This is a genomic window from Herbaspirillum aquaticum, assembly GCF_002213425.1.
GTDB classification, from domain to species: domain Bacteria; phylum Pseudomonadota; class Gammaproteobacteria; order Burkholderiales; family Burkholderiaceae_D; genus Herbaspirillum; species Herbaspirillum aquaticum.
Genome location: NZ_NJGV01000005.1, coordinates 136,261 through 154,437, shown reverse-complemented (window position 1 = coordinate 154,437; position 18,177 = coordinate 136,261). Strand labels below are relative to the sequence as shown.

Sequence of the window (18,177 nt, the reverse complement as noted above, 5' to 3'; positions counted from 1 at the left end):
TTGATGTTTCCAGGGTAACGACAGCGGACGGCTCAGGCCACCTGCGGATCGCCGCCCTGCGGCAGTACCAGCGGCTGCACCGCGACCGGTGCGTGGTCCTGCCCGGCCACCGGATAAGGCACATCGATGCCGTCAACTTCCACCGCCACGTTCTCCGGCAGCATCACGATGATCTGGAAGGCGCGGAAGGCAGCGCCCTCCTCCCGATCCGTGAAGCAGATCTCGATCTTGCCGTGTTCACGGGTCACGAAGTCCAGCACCGCATCCATGCCCACGCCGCGTCCGGACACCTCGGTCACTTCACTGCGGGTGGAGAAGCCCGGCTGCAGGATCAGGCGTGCAATCTGGGCGTCGGTCAGCACCTGGTCCACGCTGATGAGCTGCTTCTCAATGCCGATCTGGCGCACCTTGTGCAGGGCCAGGCCACGCCCGTCGTCGGACAGGGCCATCTGGAACATGTCGTCCATCACGCCCATTTCCAGCTTGATGGTGCCGGCTTCAGGCTTGCCGTGGGCCAAGCGTTCCTCGGCCGACTCCAGGCCGTGGTCGACCGCATTGCGGATCAGGTGCATGAAGACGTTCTGCAGCAGCGGGGCGGCAAAGCTGTGGACCACGTAGCCGTTGTCGTCGATCTGCACCACCGGGGCAGCCTTGCCCAGGTCGCTGGCCAGCGCCGGCAGCGAATCGATGACCGGCGCCAGCACAGCCTCGACGGTCTCGGTACCCAAGAGACGCAGGGTACGGCGCACGTCGTTGCGGACGGCCACCAGTTCGTGCAGGTTGGCGGTGTTGACGTTTTCCAGGCGCAGCAGGCTTTCCTGGATGTGCTTGCGATCGATCGTCAGCACATGGCGCTCATAGCCCGGCAGTACCTGGTCGGCACCGGCGCTGGCACCACGGCCCAGGGTCACGTCGTTGATGCGGGCGTAGCGGTCGATGATCTCGCGCACTTGGCCCAGTTGCAGCAGCAATTCTTGCTGGTCCCAGGCAGCGCCGCTGGACGGGTGGCGCAGGTCGTCGTAGTGCTGCTCGGCATGGTGCACCACGTTGGCCAGGTGCAGCAGGCCGTAGGTACGGCCATTGCCCTTGATGGTGTGCATGTTGCGGAACAGCTTGGCGATGGCAAAGGCCGTGGCTTGCGGGTTCTGGTGGACGATCTGCTCGTTCTCGTCCAGGAAGCGGCGGGCGCTGGCGATGAATTCGCTGAATTTGGCCGGCGCCACGGCAAGGATTTCGCCGATCATTTCCAGTTCGCGCTTCTGCTCGTTGGCTTCGGCGGCCAGGTGGCGCAGCTCGGTCACGTCGCGCACGCACAGCATCAGGCGGATCACCAGGTCCTGCTCATCGGTGATCGGCGACCAGGAGAGGTCGAGGATCTTCACGCTGCCATCGGCCATGGTCTTTTCGATTTCGCCGACCATCAGGTGTTCGTTGAAGGTGAAGTTCATTACGTCTTCGCCGATGCAGGCGCCGCCGATGGCTTCGATCTGCGAGAGCGTGTCGGCACCGAGATTGGTGCCGGAGAAGACCAGTTCCATCACGTCGCGGCCGGCGATGTCGGTGGTGTCGAACACCGTTTCCAGGAAGGCCGAATATTCCGGATGCACCTTGTTGCCATCGACGATGGTGAGAATGCCCTGCGGGATATTCTGCAACATGGCCTGCATGTCGGCGGTCTTCTGGCGTACCTGGGCCGAAGCCTGCTCGATCTTCTCGACCATGCCGTTGAAGGCGACGATGGAATGGCCCACTTCATCCATGCGCTGCACCGGCAGGCGGCGCGTGAAGTCCTGGCTGGTGGCGATCTCGCCCATCATGGCGGCCATGCGGCTGATCGGGCCGGTGATCTGGCGATACAGCAGGAAGCCGATGCCGCCCAGCAGCAGCACCGCCACCACGGTGACGATGCTGATGGTGGTGGTGGTCTGCGCCAGCTTGCCGTTCAACGAGGCAATGGCGTTGTCCTTGAAGCGGTTCTTCTCGATGCGCAGGGTGTTGACGATGCCTTCAAGCTCGGTCTGGTACTGCATCACGCCGCCGAAGAACTGCGCTTGCGCGATCTCGTTCTTGCCGGCCAGCTTGAACTTGGCCGTGGTGTCGATGGCGCCAAAATAATTGTCCAGGCTTTCCTTGGCCTGTTCGATCAAGCCGCGCTGGGCCACGCCTTGCGCCTGCTCGGCCTGGGCCGCCAGGGCTTTTTCGAGGACGGCCTTCTTTTCGGCCAGCTTGTCGTTTTCTTGCGCGACCAGCTGGTTGTCGGTCTCGTTGACCATCACCATGGCAGCCAGTTGCACGTCCTTCAACTGCCCCATCAGGTCGGCCGAAGCCAGCACGCTGGGCATGACACCCTCCGTGACCGAGCGCACCTCGACGGCACTGCTGCGGGATTGCGTCATCGCATAGCCGCCGATGCCGGCGATGGCGATGAAGGTAAGTATCACCAAGAGCGTGATACGCATGCGGATGGTCATGGAAGTCCCCTTGAGGTGGCGGTGAACCGGCGAGAGGTGGACATTTGCTTCAGTTTCTTCCCGGGAAACTGAACGAATGAACAGCCGGTCTGGATGCGGGGCGCATTGTTGCACTGAAGTATTACTGCTCCGTGACAACAAAAACCTTCACCTCTGCCGGGTTCAGCGACTCGCATTCGCCCGTTTCAAGGGGGAGCTGCGACAGCATCTTCCTACATCAGCTTGGGGAGCTGTCCGATGGGCCGCCAACGAGGAAGGGCCTAATGTGAAGCTTTTGGCGGTAGGGCCTCTCGCGCCTGGCCGCCCGCAAGCTTTCCACATTGAACAGGAGCCCGCATGCCCAGCCTCAATCCCTCCCGACTGCAACGCTTCAAGGACAAGGTCGTCATCGTCACCGGTGCCGGCTCCGGCATCGGCGAAGCCACGGCCCGGCGGTTTTCGGACGAAGGCGCGTCGGTCCTGGTAGCTGACCGCGATGCTGCGGCCCTGACGAAAGTGTTCGATTCCCTCCCCGCCGACCGGACGGCCGCGCGCGAAACGGATGTTTCGCACCACGAAGACGTCAAGCAGATGGTGGAGTTCGCCATCGAACGCTTCGGCCGCCTTGACGTACTGGTCAGCGATGCCGGCATTTTTGCCGAAGGCGATATCACCCAGGTCAGCCCGGAAGACTGGCATCACGTGCAGGCCACCAACGTGAACGGGGTGTTCTACGGCGCCCGCGAAGCCATGCCGCACCTTGAAAAGACGCGCGGCTGCATCGTCAACGTGGCCTCGGTCTCGGGCCTGGGCGCGGACTGGAATCTGGCGGCCTACAACACCTCCAAGGGCGCGGTGGTCAACCTCACGCGCGCCATGGCCATGGACTTTGGCCGCAAGGGCGTGCGCGTCAATGCGGTTTGCCCCAGCCTGACCTTCACCGCCATGACCGCCGACGTGGCAGAGGACCAGGAACAGCTGGCCAAATTCGCCGAACGCATCCCGCTGGGCCGGGGGGCCGACCCCGTGGAAATCGCCTCGGTGATCGCCTTCCTGGCAAGTCCCGACGCCGGTTTCGTGACCGGCGTGAATCTGCCTGTCGATGGCGGCGTGACGGCCTCCAATGGCCAGCCAGCGCAATGACCACCTGTGAAACCAAGTGAAGAGGAGCACATCGTGAGCGACAAGATCCCCCTGCCCGAGGACACCACCGAGGCGACCGAAACCGGCATGGACCAGCGCAAGCCGACCCCGCTTCCGCACGATGCGGTCAAGGGCGGCGGTGATCGTCCCTCGCCGGAACATCCCGCGGCGGACGAAGAGCATCCGATTTCGGTAGGAAAACCCTGAGCACCCACAACAACAACCATCACCCCAATGACCACCGACTCCCCGGAGGCTCCGATGTCGTCCACCACTGTCCAGGACCCTGCCCCTTCAGCGCTGTTGCAGCCCGGCCGCAATTGCTGGCGGCAAGAACATGCAGGGCGTTTCAAGCTGCTCATTGACGCTGCGGATTATTTCCGCGCGCTGCGCCTGGCCTTGCTCAATGCACGGCGCAGCGTCTACATCCTGGGATGGGATATCGATAGCCGTACCGTGCTGGTACCGGGGATCAATGACGACGGCATGCCGCCGCAGCTGGGTGACCTGCTGCACGCGCTGGTCGAGCGCCAGCCCGACTTGCACATCCACGTCCTCAATTGGGACTACGCCATGCTCTACGCGCTGGAGCGCGAATGGATGATGGCGCGCAAGCCCGGCCGGCCGCGCAACAAACGCCTGCATTTCCGCACGGATGCGCGACATCCGGTGGGGGCGTCGCATCACCAGAAAATCGTGGTCATCGATGACAAGCTGGCCTTCGTCGGTGGCCTCGACCTCACGCGCTGCCGCTGGGATACCCCGGAGCACCTGCCGGAGCACCCGCTGCGGCGCGATCCCGACGACAAGCCCTATGCGCCCTTCCACGATGTGCAGGCCATGGTGGATGGCGATGCTGCCCGCGCGCTTGGCGAACTGGCACGGCGCCGCTGGAGCCTGGCCGGGTATGCCGAACGCCGTCCGCTGATGCAAGCTGCGCTGGCGCTGCCCTCGGAGGATCCGTGGCCGCAAGGTTTCGAACCGGACCTGCGTGACCTGCAGGTCGGCATTTCCCGCACCGAGCCTGCCTACGAGGGCCGGCCGGGCGTCTTCGAGGTACGCGAACTGTATCTGGACGCCATCGCCGCTGCCCGGCAACACCTGTTCTTCGAGAACCAGTATTTCACCTCCAACGTGCTGTCCGAGGCCATCGGTGCCCGGCTGCGTGAACCCGAGGGACCGGAAGTGGCGGTGATTTCGCCACAGACGCAAAGCGGCTGGCTGGAACAGGCCACCATGGGCGCCCTGCGCGCACGCATCCACCATCGCCTCAAGAGCGCGCTGGATGAACAGGGCCAAGAGGCCGACGCCCGCTACCAGATGTATTGTCCGCACCTGCCCGGCCTGGAAGACGGCAGCTGCCTGAACGTGCACAGCAAGGTCTTCACCATGGACGACCGGATGATCTCGGTAGGCTCCGCCAACATGAGCAATCGCTCCATGGCCTTCGACACCGAATGCAATCTCACCATCGAGGTCCAGGGCGATGCTGCCAAGCAGGAAGAAATCCGCAACGCCATCGCCCTCATGCGCAATCGCCTGCTGGCCGAACACCTCGGCGTGGCGCCGGCCGATGTACAGGCGGCGCTGCAGCGAGAGCACGGCTTGCACGCGGCCATCGCCAGCCTGCGCCAACCTGAGCGGCGCGAACTGCGGCCCATGGATCCACGCCTCATTCCGGAACTGGATGCGCTGACCCAGGACAACGCCGTCTTCGACCCCGAGCGCCCCATCAGCCCGGATGAAATCGTCGACGCCTATGTGCCGCGCAGCGCCAGGAAGCCCGTTCCGCGCCGCATGGTCGGCCTGGGCGTGCTGGCCGTGGCGCTGGTGGTCTTTGCGCTGGCCTGGCGATTCACGCCACTGCGCGAGTGGATCAACCTGAGTTCACTGATCGCCTTGGCCCGCAGCGTCGACAAGATGCCCTTCACACCGGCCATTGTCATTGCCGCCTTTGTCGTGGCGGGCATGCTGATGGTGCCCATCACGGTACTGATCGCCGTGGCGGGGGTGGTGTTCGGACCTGTCAATGGCGGCCTCTATGCCACGGCGGGCGTGGGTTTGAGCGCCCTGCTCGGGTTTGGCCTGGGGCATTGGCTGGGCCACGACGCGCTGCGCGACATGCTCGGCCCGCGCATCAACAACCTGAGCCGGCGCTTCGCCCAGCGCGGCATCGCGGCCATGGCGGTGGTGCGTTTGCTGCCCATCGCGCCGTTTACCGTGGTCAACGTGGTGGCTGGCGCTTCGCACCTGGGCATGCGTGACTACCTGCTGGGTACGCTCATCGGCATGCTCCCTGGCATCGTACTGACGGTGGTCTTCTCGCATAACCTGGCCGAAGCCATCCGACACCCCAGCATGCAGACCGTACTAATCTTGGTCGGCGTGACTGCCGCGCTCATGCTGATGGCCTTCGGCCTGCAAAAGCTGCTCAAGCCGCGTGACGGCAAGAAGTCCGTCAAGCCGGCCGCAAAGTCCCGCGACAGCGCCTTCGGAAGGCCCGTCACCGAGCAGCCACGCAAAGTCCAGCCGACGACACCGTCCAGCGACGACGGCATGGCGCGCCTGAATACCGAACACGGCGTGGAGGCAAGGCAGGCCTGATGCGTTCCGCAACCTTGTCCCGCCGTACGCCGCAGGGTGCCCCGGCACCGCCCGCGCTGTCCGATACCGAACTCGTCCTCAGCGGTGACGTGCCGCTGCGCGACCTCGATCCCTGGCCCCTGACGGTGGCCACCTACAACATCCACGGTGCAGTAGGCACGGACGGACGGTTCGCGCCCGGGCGCATCGCCCGGGTGTTGCAGGAGATCAAGGCCGACGTGGTCGCGCTGCAGGAAGTCCCCTTGGGCGGCAGCGCACAGCCGGATGTGCTGGCCTTGCTGAAAGAGGAAACCGGCTTCTTTGCAGTGGAAGGCCCGACCATGCAAAGCGAGGCAAGACGCTACGGCAATGCGGTCCTGAGCCGTTATCCCATCCTGGCCAAAGAGAGCATCGACCTCTCCTTCGGCAGCCGCGAGCCCCGTGGCGCGCTGGATGCGGATATCGATTACCACGGCCACATGCTCCGGGTGATCGCCACCCATCTCGGCTTGAAGCCCGCTGAACGGCGCGCCCAGATCAAGCGCTTGCTGCAGGCCTTCGATACTGACCAGGCCCCCGTGATCCTGATGGGGGATGTCAATGAATGGTTCATGTGGGGGCGCACCCTGCGCTGGCTGGTCTCCCACTTCGAGGCAGCACCGGCACCGCGCACCTTCCCCTCGCGGCTGCCCCTGTTTGCCCTCGACCGCATCTGGATCAGCCCGCGCCAGCGCCTGCTGCAGGTGCATGTGCACCGCACGGCGCTGGCGCGTGTGGCGTCGGATCACTTGCCGCTGGTAGCGCACATAGCCGGATGAGCGCGGGCCTGCTGCAAATTTCTCAGCCGGCGTTGCGCTTGCCGCTCCACAGCTTGACTGCGAGCGCGATCCAGATCAGCAGGAACAGCATATTGCCCGGCAACCAGATCATCTGGGTCCAGACATAATCCCGTACCCATACCGATGCCGCCTCGCGGCAATCGCACACCTGATCGGCGTAGAACAATTCACCCCCGCTGCGCGCGGCAACGAACTGCAGCCAGAGAAATCCCAATAACAGCGGGATGCCGACGAAACCGGTCAGGCACCATCGCCGCATCTTGCGGTAACGGCGGCACAAATCGTCGCGGCGTGGCGAGGCGTTACCGCCCCGGCATGGCTGCATGGCGTTGCTGTGCATGTTTCCCCCTTGCACTGGCCTGTGTTGCATGTCTGGTCTGCCCCTGGGTCACCGCAGCGCCGTCATGACGACGCCCAAATGCGCTGCGGCAACCATGAGCCAGTCTCCCCGTGAGGAAAACCGGCGATGTCTGTTCGGATCAACGTAGCGTGGAAAAACGCCGGCCTGCACCGGCGCATGGGAAGAAACAGGCCGCCTGCCATACCGGCGGCTCGTATTTCCCGAGGGCTGTCCTCCGCACCCTCTGCGGAGGAAGACATGGATTTTTATCGTCGTTTGTCGCCGTCTGCGGGCGCTTTCAGGCCACCCCGGTCACCCGGAATCGCTGATTTTTGACGCAAAAGTTCACTTGCCCAGAACCAATACGATACGTTTCGTCTCGGATTCTAGGTGCAATCAGGGCACTGCTCAACAAAATTTACGCTTGTTGGCTCGAAATTTTACTAGGCGTCAAAATGGGTTGCGACAGCGCGATGCTGCCCAGGACCAGCTTCAGTTGGGACTGAATCTGGCGCTCGTCGATATCGCCGCTGCCGGTCAGCAGACGCTGCAGTACGGGGGCATACAGCAGGTCGAAGACCAGGTTGAGGTCGGCGTCTTCCCGGAATTCGCCGCGTTGGGCTCCGCGGCGCAGCACGTTGACCAGCGCCAGGCGGCGCGGCTCCAGGTAGCTGTCATTGAAGATGCGTTTGCTTTCCGGTTCGAACTGGGCCAGTGCGATCATCTCGCGCACCACCCGACCGGACTTGCCGCCCAGCAGTTGGGACAGTTGCAGCATGTGCTGCTCGATGTCATCACGGGCCGAGCCGCTGTCGCCAATGGGGGGCATGGGCTCCACCGCTCGCAGCAGGGCTTCCATGGCCAGCGCGCTCTTGTTGGGCCACCAGCGGTAGATGGTGGCCTTGCCAACACCGGCGCGCGCAGCCACGCCCTCCAGGGAGAGCTTGTCGAAACCGATCTCCTCGAGCATCACATAAGTGGCATCGAGGATGGCGTCATGGCTGACGGCATTCCTGCGGCGACCGGTGGCCGGGTCGGAGATGAAGGTGAGAGAAATGATGTGCTCCAGATGACAAAGGCATGTATTCCGCTCTTGATAACGGCATGCTTTTGGACAACTTGAGCGATTGACAGCAAAAAAACGCAGATTTTTGTGACAAAAAACCCGGCAAGTCCATTACTGCATGGTGACAGCGTCCAGCCGGCGTCCGAAACGCTCCAGACGGGGCTTGTAGAACTGCTCCGCATCCAGCGAGAAAGCGATGCGACGGGTACGTCCCATCAGCTCGTTGCGGGCGAAGAAGCCGAAATAGCGGGAATCCATGCTGTTGTCGCGATTGTCGCCCAGCATCAGGTAGTGATCGGCCGGCACCACGACCGGGCCGAAGCTGCTGTGCAGGCTGGGGTGGGCTTCCGAGAGGCGCACCAGGTGGTTCATGCCATCCAGCGTTTCATCACGATAGCGCGCCTGGTCCACCCCATCGCCGCTCTCAGGCCGTGCGTGCGCGGGGCCATACCTGGCCGCCTGGCCGTTGATGAAGAGCACGTTGTCGCGCAACTCCACCACGTCGCCAGGCAGGCCGATGATGCGCTTGAGCAGCAATTCGCCGGCCTGCCTTGAATCGATGGTGACGATGTCGCCGCGCCGCGGCTCGCCCAGGCGGGCCAGGCTGATGTGGGTCAGCGGCAGGCGCAGGTCATAGGCCAGCTTGTCGACCAGGATGCGGTCGCCCACCATCACGGTGGGCAGCATGGAGCCGCTGGGCACCACGTTGTAGTCGGCAATGGCGCTGCGAAACACCACCATCAAAGCGATGAAGGCCAGCAGGCCCTTGTTGGCCGCTGCCAGTTGTTTGAGGGGAAAGCTCATGTTGCCATCTCGCTGATTGTGTTCACGAAGACCACCATGCTAAATGAAATCAGCTCCATGCGGGCTGGACGCTGCGCAGGGGCGAGGCCGGCCGGTCCCATGCCATCGCGGCCACCCCCACGCCGAGCGGCCCACGCAGGCGCCGGGCCGGGCCCCAGGCGGTCATTTCCAGATGCGGATGCACATCGGCCGGCGTTTCGGGGGCCAGCGGCGATTGGCCTGAGGCGGCCGGATAATCAGCCAGCAGGCGGGCAGTACGGGCCAGCGACAGGCGGTATTGGCTGCCGCCTCCGGTCTGGCGCCGCGTGAGCCCGCGCACGGCGGCCGCCGCCATGAGATAACCGGTCGCATAGTCCAGGGCCTGCACCGGCAGCGGTACCGGCTTGTCGCTGCCGGCGGCGCGCATGCCGGCCTCGGCAATGCCGCTGCTCATCTGCACCAGGCTGTCGAAGCCCCGCCGCGACGACCACGGACCGCTCCAGCCGTAGGCATTGAGGGCCACATCGACCAGCCCGGGGTTCAGTTCGCGCCGCCGCTGCGCCCCCAGCCCCAGGCGCTCCAAGGCATCGGCACGATACCCGTGCACCATCACGTCGGCCTGCCGCACCAGATCTTCCAGCGCGGCGCGCCCGGCCGGCTGGCGCAGGTCCAGTCCGGCGCAACGCTTGCCGAGCGTCATGTCGGGAACCACGCCGGGTTCCTCCCAAGAGGCCGGGTCGATGCGCAGCACATCGGCGCCGAAAGCGGCGAGCAAACGCGTGGCCGTCGGGCCGGCCAGCACCCGCGTCAGATCCAGTACCCGTACCCCGGCCAGTGGGCGCGCTGCGTCGACCGGGCGCGGCGCGGCCGCAGCGGCCTCGAAGTGCTGGCAGGCCACCAGCGGCTCGGCCGCCACGGCTGCGCCTTGCGGATGGCTTGCCCATTGCGCCTGGCTGCGCATTTCAGCGGCGCAGCCACCGTGGGCTACTACCGCGCTTTCCAGTTCGCTGGCGCGCCAGCCTGAGACGGCGCGCCCCACTTGCTCGCGCGTGGCCTGGCCTGCATCCAGCCCCAGCGCTGCCAGGGCAGCGGCACGATGATGGCTGGCGTTGGTATGCAGGCGGATCCAGCCATCGGCGGCGCGGTAATCCCCCGCCACCGCATCCCACAAAGGCGGCGGCGCCCAGCCCTCGGGCCGCAGGCTGCTGCTGAACCACATCGCTGCAAGGCGGCGATCGCAGCTCACCCCGGGGAAGGGCCCGCCGGCACTGCTGACCAGCCCGGCCAGCGCGAGTCCGGCTGCCGCTACCGATGCCTGGGCCAGGTCCGTGGTGGCAAACACCGACGGCAAATCGCCCTCGCCGGTCAGGCGCACGGCGGCAAGAGCGCCAGGATCGCCGTCGAGGGCGCTCCACATCGTGGCAAGCAGGCTTTGCGAGGGGGAAAGGGAAGTCATGGCAATCCTCGGAATGAAGGGGGAATGACTGCAGGATACTAGCCTTGAATTAATCGTCAATATTGATTAAGTTAATCAACTTGTCTGTCTTTGAGGGGCCTCCATGAGCCGCTATCTTTCCTCCTCCGAGGCTGCCACCTTGCTCGGCATATCCCGCCAGACGCTCTACGCCTATGTCAGCCGCGGCCTGCTGCACGCCCATCCCGGCGGGCAGGCCCGCGACCGCCGCTACCTGGCCGCCGAGGTCGAGCGGCTGGCCGGCAGCCGTTCCCGTGGGCGCAAGCCGCGCGAGGTGGCGCGGGCAGCGCTGGACTGGGGCTTGCCGGTGCTGGAATCGGCGCTCACGCTGATCGAAGACGGCCGGCTCTATTACCGGGGCCATGATGCCGTGACCCTGAGCGCCGAGGCCAGCGTCGAAGAGGTCGCCGCCCTGCTCTGGGATTGCGCGGTGGACGACGCCTTCGGCCCGGTGCCGCCGGCCCGGCCGCCCCGGCTGGAGAGCGTCCAGGCCGAGTGGAGCGCAGGCCGCGCCGAACAAACCTTGCTGCCGCTGTTTGCCCTGGCCTGCGCCGAAGACATCGGCGCCCAATGGCACCTGCCGCTGCCGCGCCAGCTGGCCAGCTGCGGCCTGCTGGTACGCCGCCTGGCGGCCTGCCTGCTCGGCACGGCGCCTTCCACCGCGCCTCTGCACCAGCAATGTGCCAGCGCCTGGGGACTGGATGGGGCCGGCGCGCAGCTGGTACGCCGTGCCCTGGTGCTGTGCGCCGACCATGAACTCAATGCCTCTGGTTTTACCGCCCGATGCATCGCCTCGACCGGTGCCAACCTGCAGGCGGCCGTCATCGGCGGGCTGGCTGCGCTATCCGGGCCGCTGCATGGCGGTACCACGGCGCGGGTCGAGGCCCTGCTCGAGACGCTGGATGAACAGGACGATCCCGCCGACAGCCTGCGCCAACGACTGGCGCGGGGCGAAGAGCTGCCCGGTTTCGGTCACCATCTCTATCCGCAGGGCGACGTGCGCGCTTGCGCCCTGCTGGCGCCGCTGCTGCCGGTCCATCCGCGCTGGCAACAAGCCATCGAGGTGGTCCGCGAACTGACCGGCCATCCACCCTCGGTGGACTTTGCGCTGGCCGCCGTGCGGCGCCATCTGCAGCTGCCGCCCGGCAGTGCCTTCGGCCTGTTTGCGCTGGGGCGCTCCCTGGGCTGGATCGCCCATGCGCTGGAACAGGGCCGCGGCGGCAGCCTGATCCGGCCGCGTGCGGCCTATGTCGGTGTCCGTCCTGGCTGACAAAATTGTCATGTTGATGTCAGCCTCGCGTTGAGGGGCCGGGCTTACATTAACGCCGTAAGCAGAGGTCGGCCGTGGGCGCTGAGGGGCGCCGCCGGGCCGGCCAGCCCTTCATCCGCAAGCCATCATCGTGAGCCCTATGGTCGTCCCGTTTCGCCGCGCCGCAGCCAGCGTCAGTCGTCGTCATTTCACTCATCCCCCACAACACTCCCCCTTCCGCGCCAAGAAGGGAATGACGGTGCTGGCGCTGGCCGCGCTGCTGGGCGGCTGCGCCGTCGGGCCCGACTACGTGCGACCGGCCATGGACCTGCCGCAGGCCTACAAGGAGCAAGGCCCCTGGAAAGTGGCCGCCCCGCGCCTGGCCGATGACCGCCAGCGCTGGTGGGAAGCCTATGGCGACCCCATCCTCAATGACCTGGTCACCCAGGCCAACGCCGCCAACCAGACCATCCAACAGGCTGCGGCCCAGTATCGCCAAGCCCAGGCCACCGCCGCTGTCGCCCGTGCCAGCCTGTGGCCGACCGTCGGTGCACAGGCCGGTGCCACGCGCGCGCAGACCAACACCAACGGCGTGCAACGCCTGGCCGACAACTACACCGTGGGCCTCAATGCCTCCTGGGAAGCCGACCTCTGGGGCCGCATCCGCCGTGGTGCCGAGGCCGGCGACGCCAACGCCGAAGCCAGTGCCGCCAGCCTGGCCGCTGCCCGGCTGGCGATCCAGGCCACGCTGGCGCAGAACTACCTGCAGCTGCGCGTGACCGACCTGCAGAAGGATCTGTATCGCCGCACCGTGGCGGCTTACACGCGCTCGCTGCAACTGACCAGCCATCAATACGAAGCCGGAACCGCGCTGCGCTCGGATGTCGCACAAGCCGAGACCCAACTGCGTTCGGCCCAGGCCCAGCTGATCGACCTGGACGCCACCCGCAACCAGCTGGAGCACGCCATTGCCATGCTGATCGGCAAGGCACCCGCCGCCTTCAGCCTGGCCCCGCTGCCCGCGGCCGAGGCCAGCGACAGCGCCATGGACGCCAACGCCCAGCGGCTGCAGGCGAGCCTGCCGCAGATGCCGGCCGGCCTGCCCTCGGACCTGCTGGAGCGCCGCCCCGACATCGCCAACGCCGAGCGCCTGGCGGCGGCCGCCAATGCCAACATCGGCGTGGCACGGGCCGCCTACTTCCCTACGCTCACGCTCTCCACCAGCGGCGGCTACAACAACGCCTCCTTCGCCAATCTCTTCAACACCCCGGGCCGGGTCTGGTCGCTGGGTGCGGCTCTGGCCGAGACCCTCTTCGACGGTGGCGCACGCAGTGCGCGCAACGATGCCGCCCTGGCCGCCTATGACGCCGCCGCCGCGCAATACAAGCAGACGGTCCTGGCCGGCCTGCAGGATGTGGAGGACAACCTGTCTACCTTGCGCGTGCTGGACCAGGAAAGCGCCGTCCAGGCCCAGGCCGTCAAATCCGCCCAACTGGCCGAACGGCTGGCCCTGAGCCAATACCAGGCCGGCACCGTGACCTACCTGTCGGTGGTGACCACCCAGGCGACTTCCCTGACCAACCAGCGCAGCGCCGTCACGTTGCTGGGTCGGCAGCTGGTCGCCAGCGTGGCATTGATCAAGGCCACCGGTGGCGGCTGGCAGGTCGGACAAATCGATCCGGCCAATGCCCAGGCACCGATGGCGGCCCGCTGAAGCGGACGTTGCACATACCGAATCCAACGTGACATTTCCAGAACGAGTTTCAGGCATGACTACCTCACCCAACTCCCCCCAGGCTGCGCGCATTGCGCATCGCTCTTCGCTGGCCGTTTTTGTCGCCACCACCCTGCTCCTTGGCGCCGGCATCGGTGGCTGGACCCTGATGCAGCGCGCCACGGCCGCCGACCAGCCTGCCGCCAAGGCGCCACCGCCGGTGTCGGTGTCGGTCGCCCGCGTGCAGGAGCGCGACGTCCCCCTGTATCTGGCCGGCGTGGGCACGGTCACCGCCAACGCCAGTGTCGTGGTCAAGACGCGCATCGACGGCCAGCTGGAGAAGGTCGGCTTCGAGGAAGGCCAGGAGGTCAAGAAAGGCCAGCTGCTGGCCCAGATCGATCCGCGCGCCCTGCAGGCGCAACTGGCCCAGGCCGAAGCGCAACGCGCCAAGGACAGCGCCACCCTCATGAATGCCCGCCTGGACTTGCAGCGCTACACCACCCTGCGCAGCCAGGACGCGGCGACCCAGCAGCAGCTCGATACGCAAAAGGCCCTGGTCGCGCAGCTGGAAGCGGCGGTCAAGACCGATGAGGCACAAGTGGCCTATGCCAAGGTGCAACTGAGCTACACCACCATCAATGCGCCTCTCTCCGGCCGCGTCGGTGCGCGCCTGGTCGATCCGGGCAACATCGTGCACGCAGCCGATGCCAATGGCCTGGTGGTCATCAACCAGATCGATCCGATCACCCTGGTCTTCACCCTGCCCGAAGAAGCCGTGGTCGGCATCAACCGCGCCCAGCGCAGCAGCCAGCAGCCGCTCAAGGTCATGGCCTATGCGCGGGATTCGCAGGAGGTGCTGGCCACCGGCAAGCTGGTCCTGCTGGACAACCAGATCAACATCACCAACGGCACCGTGCAGCTCAAGGCCCGCTTCGACAATGCCGAGCACAAGCTGTGGCCAGGCCAGTACGTCAATGCCCGCCTGCAGATGAACAGCCACGGCAATGCCCTCACCGTCCCGGCAGCCGCCATCCAGCGCAACCAGCAAGGCACCTATGTCTATGCCATCAGCCAGGACGACAAGGCCAACATGCAACCCGTCAAGGTCGACCGCATCCAGGACGGCGTGGCCGTGCTGGGCGCCGACAGCGGCCTGACGGTGGACCAGCGCGTGGTCATCGACGGCCAGTACAAGCTCAAGCCGGGCAGCCGCATCGTGGAAAGCAAGCCGCAGCCGCCCAAGGGTGCTGCAGCTGCGCCCGGCGCCAATACTGAGGCGAAAGGAAGCACCAAGTGAGCGTCTCCGCCGCCTTCATCAAGCGCCCCATCGGCACCACCCTGCTGGCCATCGCCATCCTGCTGGTGGGCATCGCGGTATGGCCGCTGCTGCCGGTAGCGCCCTTGCCGCAGGTCGATTTCCCGACCATCCAGGTCACCGCGCAATTGCCGGGAGGCAGTCCCGAGACCATGGCATCGAACGTGGCGCAGCCGCTGGAGCGCCAGTTCTCGCTCATCGCGGGCCTGTCGCAGATGACTTCCCAGAGCACCCTGGGCAGCACCCAGATCACCCTGCAGTTCGACCTGAACCGCAATATCGATGCCGCCGCGCTGGATGTGCAGGCGGCCATCAACGCCTCCACCGGGCAGCTGCCGGCCAACCTGCCCAATCCGCCGACCTTCCGCAAGATCAACCCGGCCGATTCGCCCATCATGATCATGTCGGTACAGTCCGATGCGCTGCCGCTGACGGTGGTCAACGACTATGCCGACAACATCCTGGCCCAGCAGATCTCGCAGATCTCGGGCGTGGGCCTGGTGAGCGTGAACGGCCAGCAGAAACCGGCCGTGCGCATCCAGGTCGATCCGGCCAAGATCGCTACGCTGGGCCTGAGCCTGGAAGACATCCGCGGCGTCATCGCCACCACCACCGTGAACCAGCCCAAGGGGACGGTCGATGGTGCGCGCCAGGCCTTTACCGTCTATACCAACGACCAGCTGCTCAAGGCCGAGCAGTGGAATGACATGGTCCTGGCCTGGCGCAATGGCGCGCCGATCCGCGTCAACGACATCGGCATCGCCATCGACGGCCCGGAGAACAACAAGATCGCCGCCTGGGCCTTTGCGGGTGCTGCCAATACGGCGGATCACACCATCACCAATGGCCGTTCCATCGTGCTGGCCATCACCAAGCAGCCCGGTGCCAACGTGATCGACACCGTGGGCCGCATCAAGGCCGCCATGCCGCGCCTGCGCGCGGCCATTCCGGCGGCCATCCACGTCAATACCCTGATCGATCGTACCCAGACCATCCGCGCCTCGGTAGAGGATGTGGAGTTCACCCTGGTGCTGACCATCGCGCTGGTGGTGATGGTGATCTTCGTGTTCCTGCGCAATGTGGCCGCCACGCTGATTCCGTCGGTCACCGTGCCGCTGGCCATCATGGGCACGGCCGCGGTGATGTACGTGGTCGGCTACAGCCTCGACAACCTCTCGCTGATGGCGCTGACCATCGCGGTGGGCTTCGTGGTCGATGACGCCATCGTCATGCTGGAAAACATCTACCGCTACGTCGAGGAGGGCATGTCGCCGCTGGAAGCGGCCTTGAAGGGCGCGGGCGAAATCGGCTTTACCATCATCTCGATCTCGGTCTCGCTGGTGGCGGTGTTCATTCCCTTGCTGTTGATGGGCGGCATCGTCGGCCGGCTGTTCCGCGAATTCGCCGTGACGGTGACGCTGACCATTGCGGTCTCGGTCATCATCTCGCTCACGCTCACGCCCATGCTGTGCTCGCGCTTCCTCAAGAACGAGCATGGACGCCAGCACGGCAAGCTTTACCAGTGGTTCGAGCGCTGCTTCGATGCCATGCTCAACGGCTACAAGCGCGGTCTCGATGTGGTGATGAAGCACCAGTTCATCACCCTGATGAGCTTCATCGCCACGGTGGCGCTGACGGTGGTGCTGTTCATCTTCATTCCCAAGGGCTTCTTCCCCCAGCAGGACAATGGCGTCATCGTCGGCTTTGCCGAATCGGCCCAGGATACGTCCTCGGCCGCCATGCAGGAGCGGCTGCTGAAGGTGGCCGAGGTGGTGCGCCAGGACCCGGACGTGATCGGCTTCGCCATGAGTGCAGGCTCCACCACCTTCAACACCGGGCAATTCTTCATCGCGCTGAAACCCAAGGATGAGGGACGCACCACCAATGCCGACGAGGTCATCGCGCGCCTGCGTCCCCAGGTGGCCAAGGTGCAGGGCGTGAACCTGTTCATGCAGGCCAGCCAGGACATCAACGTCGGTGGCCGCCTCTCGCGCACCCAGTACCAGTACACCATCACCGATACCGACCTGGATGAACTCAACGTCTGGGCACCGCGCATGCTGGAGCGGTTCCGCCAGCTGCCGCAGTTGACCGATGTGGCCTCCGACCAGCAGAACCAGGCGGCTGCAGCCGTCATCACCATCGACCGGGCACGCGCCTCCAGCTTCGGCATCTCGCCTTCGCTCATCGACGCGACCATCTATGACGCCATCGGCCAGCGCCAGGTGGCGCAATTCTTCACGCAGATCAACAGCTATCGCGTGATCATGGAGGTGACGCCGCAATTGCAGAAGGATCCTTCCCTGTTCGACAAACTCTACCTGACCTCACCGCTGACCGGCCAGCAGGTGCCGCTGTCGACCTTCGTGAAGGTCGACACCACCAAGACCTCCTACCTGTCGATCAGCCACCAGAGCCAGTTCCCGGCAGTGACCATTTCCTTCAACCTGGCCAAGGGCGTCTCGCTGGGCGAAGCGGTGGACATCATCCAGAAGACCAAGGATGAGATGGGCGTGCCGCAGACGCTGGTGGGCAACTTCCAGGGAACGGCCAAGGCCTTCGGCGATTCGCTGGCCTCGCAGCCTTACCTCATCGCGGCGGCCCTGATCGCGGTCTACATCGTGCTGGGCTTGCTCTATGAGAGCTACATCCACCCGCTGACCATTCTCTCCACCCTGCCCTCGGCCGGTGTCGGTGCCTTGCTGATCCTGATGATCGGCGGGTACGACCTGTCGGTGATCGCCTTGATCGGCATCATCCTGCTGATCGGCATCGTCAAGAAGAACGGCATCATGATGATCGACTTCGCGCTCACCGCCGAGCGCACCCAGGGCATGAAGCCGGAAGAAGCGATCTACCAGGCCTGCCTGCTGCGCTTCCGCCCCATCATGATGACCACCATGTGCGCCCTGCTCTCGGGCCTGCCGCTCATGCTCGGCCATGGTGCCGGCTCCGAGCTGCGCCGTCCGCTGGGCTATGCGATGGTCGGCGGACTGGTGCTCTCGCAGGCGCTCACGCTCTTCACCACGCCGGTGGTCTATCTTTACCTGGACCGCGCGCACTACTGGTACGAACGCAAGAAGAAGGCAAGGCAGGAACGCAAGGCCGCACGCCTGGCGCAGGAACATTGAGACAGTGAGGCATCCTCATCAACAAGGGCGAGCCGGGAAGGTAGAATCCGGCATGGGCGAGTGCCGGGGAGTGTTCCCGGCGCCGCCAGT

The 18,177-nt window shown here is 65.4% G+C and carries 13 protein-coding genes; 8 read left to right on the top strand and 5 right to left on the bottom strand.

What is annotated here, in order from left to right:
* Window positions 1-32: 32 nt before the first annotated feature.
* Window positions 33-2,471 (bottom strand): ATP-binding protein, encoded by a 2,439-nt coding sequence (locus tag CEJ45_RS06830; RefSeq protein WP_088754417.1) that lies wholly within the window; start codon window positions 2,469-2,471, stop codon window positions 33-35.
* A 336-nt stretch (window positions 2,472-2,807) separates the two neighbouring features.
* Between CEJ45_RS06830 and budC the strand changes: the two genes are divergently transcribed.
* The 4 genes from budC to CEJ45_RS06810 are packed head-to-tail and all read left to right on the top strand — an operon-like array spanning window position 2,808 to window position 6,994.
* The gene (budC, locus tag CEJ45_RS06825; protein ID WP_088754416.1) at window positions 2,808-3,593 is read left to right on the top strand and encodes a meso-2,3-butanediol dehydrogenase; all 786 of its coding nucleotides are present in this window, start codon (window positions 2,808-2,810) and stop codon (window positions 3,591-3,593) included.
* Between the two features lie 33 nt (window positions 3,594-3,626).
* On the top strand, window positions 3,627-3,800 hold the full coding sequence (locus CEJ45_RS06820) for a hypothetical protein (protein WP_154133323.1): 174 nt from the start codon (window positions 3,627-3,629) through the stop codon (window positions 3,798-3,800).
* 54 nt (window positions 3,801-3,854) lie between these two features.
* On the top strand, window positions 3,855-6,197 hold the full coding sequence (locus tag CEJ45_RS06815) for a VTT domain-containing protein (protein WP_088754414.1): 2,343 nt from the start codon (window positions 3,855-3,857) through the stop codon (window positions 6,195-6,197).
* Window positions 6,197-6,994: an endonuclease/exonuclease/phosphatase family protein gene (locus CEJ45_RS06810; protein WP_088754413.1), complete on the top strand. Its 798-nt coding sequence runs from the start codon at window positions 6,197-6,199 to the stop codon at window positions 6,992-6,994. Before CEJ45_RS06815 ends, CEJ45_RS06810 begins: the two co-directional genes overlap by 1 nt.
* 22 nt (window positions 6,995-7,016) lie before the next feature.
* Here the strand turns inward: CEJ45_RS06810 and CEJ45_RS06805 are convergent, their stop codons facing one another.
* From CEJ45_RS06805 to CEJ45_RS06790, 4 genes are all read right to left on the bottom strand, one after another.
* The gene (locus CEJ45_RS06805) at window positions 7,017-7,355 is read right to left on the bottom strand and encodes a hypothetical protein (RefSeq protein ID WP_229296920.1); all 339 of its coding nucleotides are present in this window, start codon (window positions 7,353-7,355) and stop codon (window positions 7,017-7,019) included.
* A 418-nt stretch (window positions 7,356-7,773) separates the two neighbouring features.
* Window positions 7,774-8,346, bottom strand: coding sequence for a TetR/AcrR family transcriptional regulator (locus tag CEJ45_RS06800; protein ID WP_277622408.1), 573 nt, complete (start codon window positions 8,344-8,346; stop codon window positions 7,774-7,776).
* A gap of 186 nt (window positions 8,347-8,532) precedes the next feature.
* Window positions 8,533-9,225, bottom strand: a complete 693-nt coding sequence (gene lepB / locus CEJ45_RS06795; RefSeq protein WP_088754411.1) for a signal peptidase I — start codon at window positions 9,223-9,225, stop codon at window positions 8,533-8,535.
* Between the two features lie 49 nt (window positions 9,226-9,274).
* Window positions 9,275-10,660 carry a CoA transferase gene (locus tag CEJ45_RS06790; protein WP_088754410.1) on the bottom strand — a complete coding sequence of 462 codons (1,386 nt, stop codon included), beginning with the start codon at window positions 10,658-10,660 and terminating at the stop codon, window positions 9,275-9,277.
* Between the two features lie 103 nt (window positions 10,661-10,763).
* On the opposite strand from CEJ45_RS06790, the gene CEJ45_RS06785 reads away from it, so the two are divergent.
* The 4 genes from CEJ45_RS06785 (at window position 10,764) to CEJ45_RS06770 (ending at window position 18,087) form a co-directional block, all read left to right on the top strand.
* Complete coding sequence (locus CEJ45_RS06785; protein ID WP_088754409.1) at window positions 10,764-11,948, top strand: citrate synthase family protein; 1,185 nt, start codon at window positions 10,764-10,766, stop codon at window positions 11,946-11,948.
* A 139-nt stretch (window positions 11,949-12,087) separates the two neighbouring features.
* On the top strand, window positions 12,088-13,641 hold the full coding sequence (locus CEJ45_RS06780; protein ID WP_141106962.1) for an efflux transporter outer membrane subunit: 1,554 nt from the start codon (window positions 12,088-12,090) through the stop codon (window positions 13,639-13,641).
* A gap of 55 nt (window positions 13,642-13,696) precedes the next feature.
* A complete protein-coding gene (locus tag CEJ45_RS06775) occupies window positions 13,697-14,938 on the top strand; it encodes an efflux RND transporter periplasmic adaptor subunit (RefSeq protein WP_088754407.1) in 1,242 nt (413 codons plus the stop codon).
* Complete coding sequence (locus tag CEJ45_RS06770; protein WP_088754406.1) at window positions 14,935-18,087, top strand: efflux RND transporter permease subunit; 3,153 nt, start codon at window positions 14,935-14,937, stop codon at window positions 18,085-18,087. Before CEJ45_RS06775 ends, CEJ45_RS06770 begins: the two co-directional genes overlap by 4 nt.
* Window positions 18,088-18,177 lie beyond the last annotated feature (90 nt).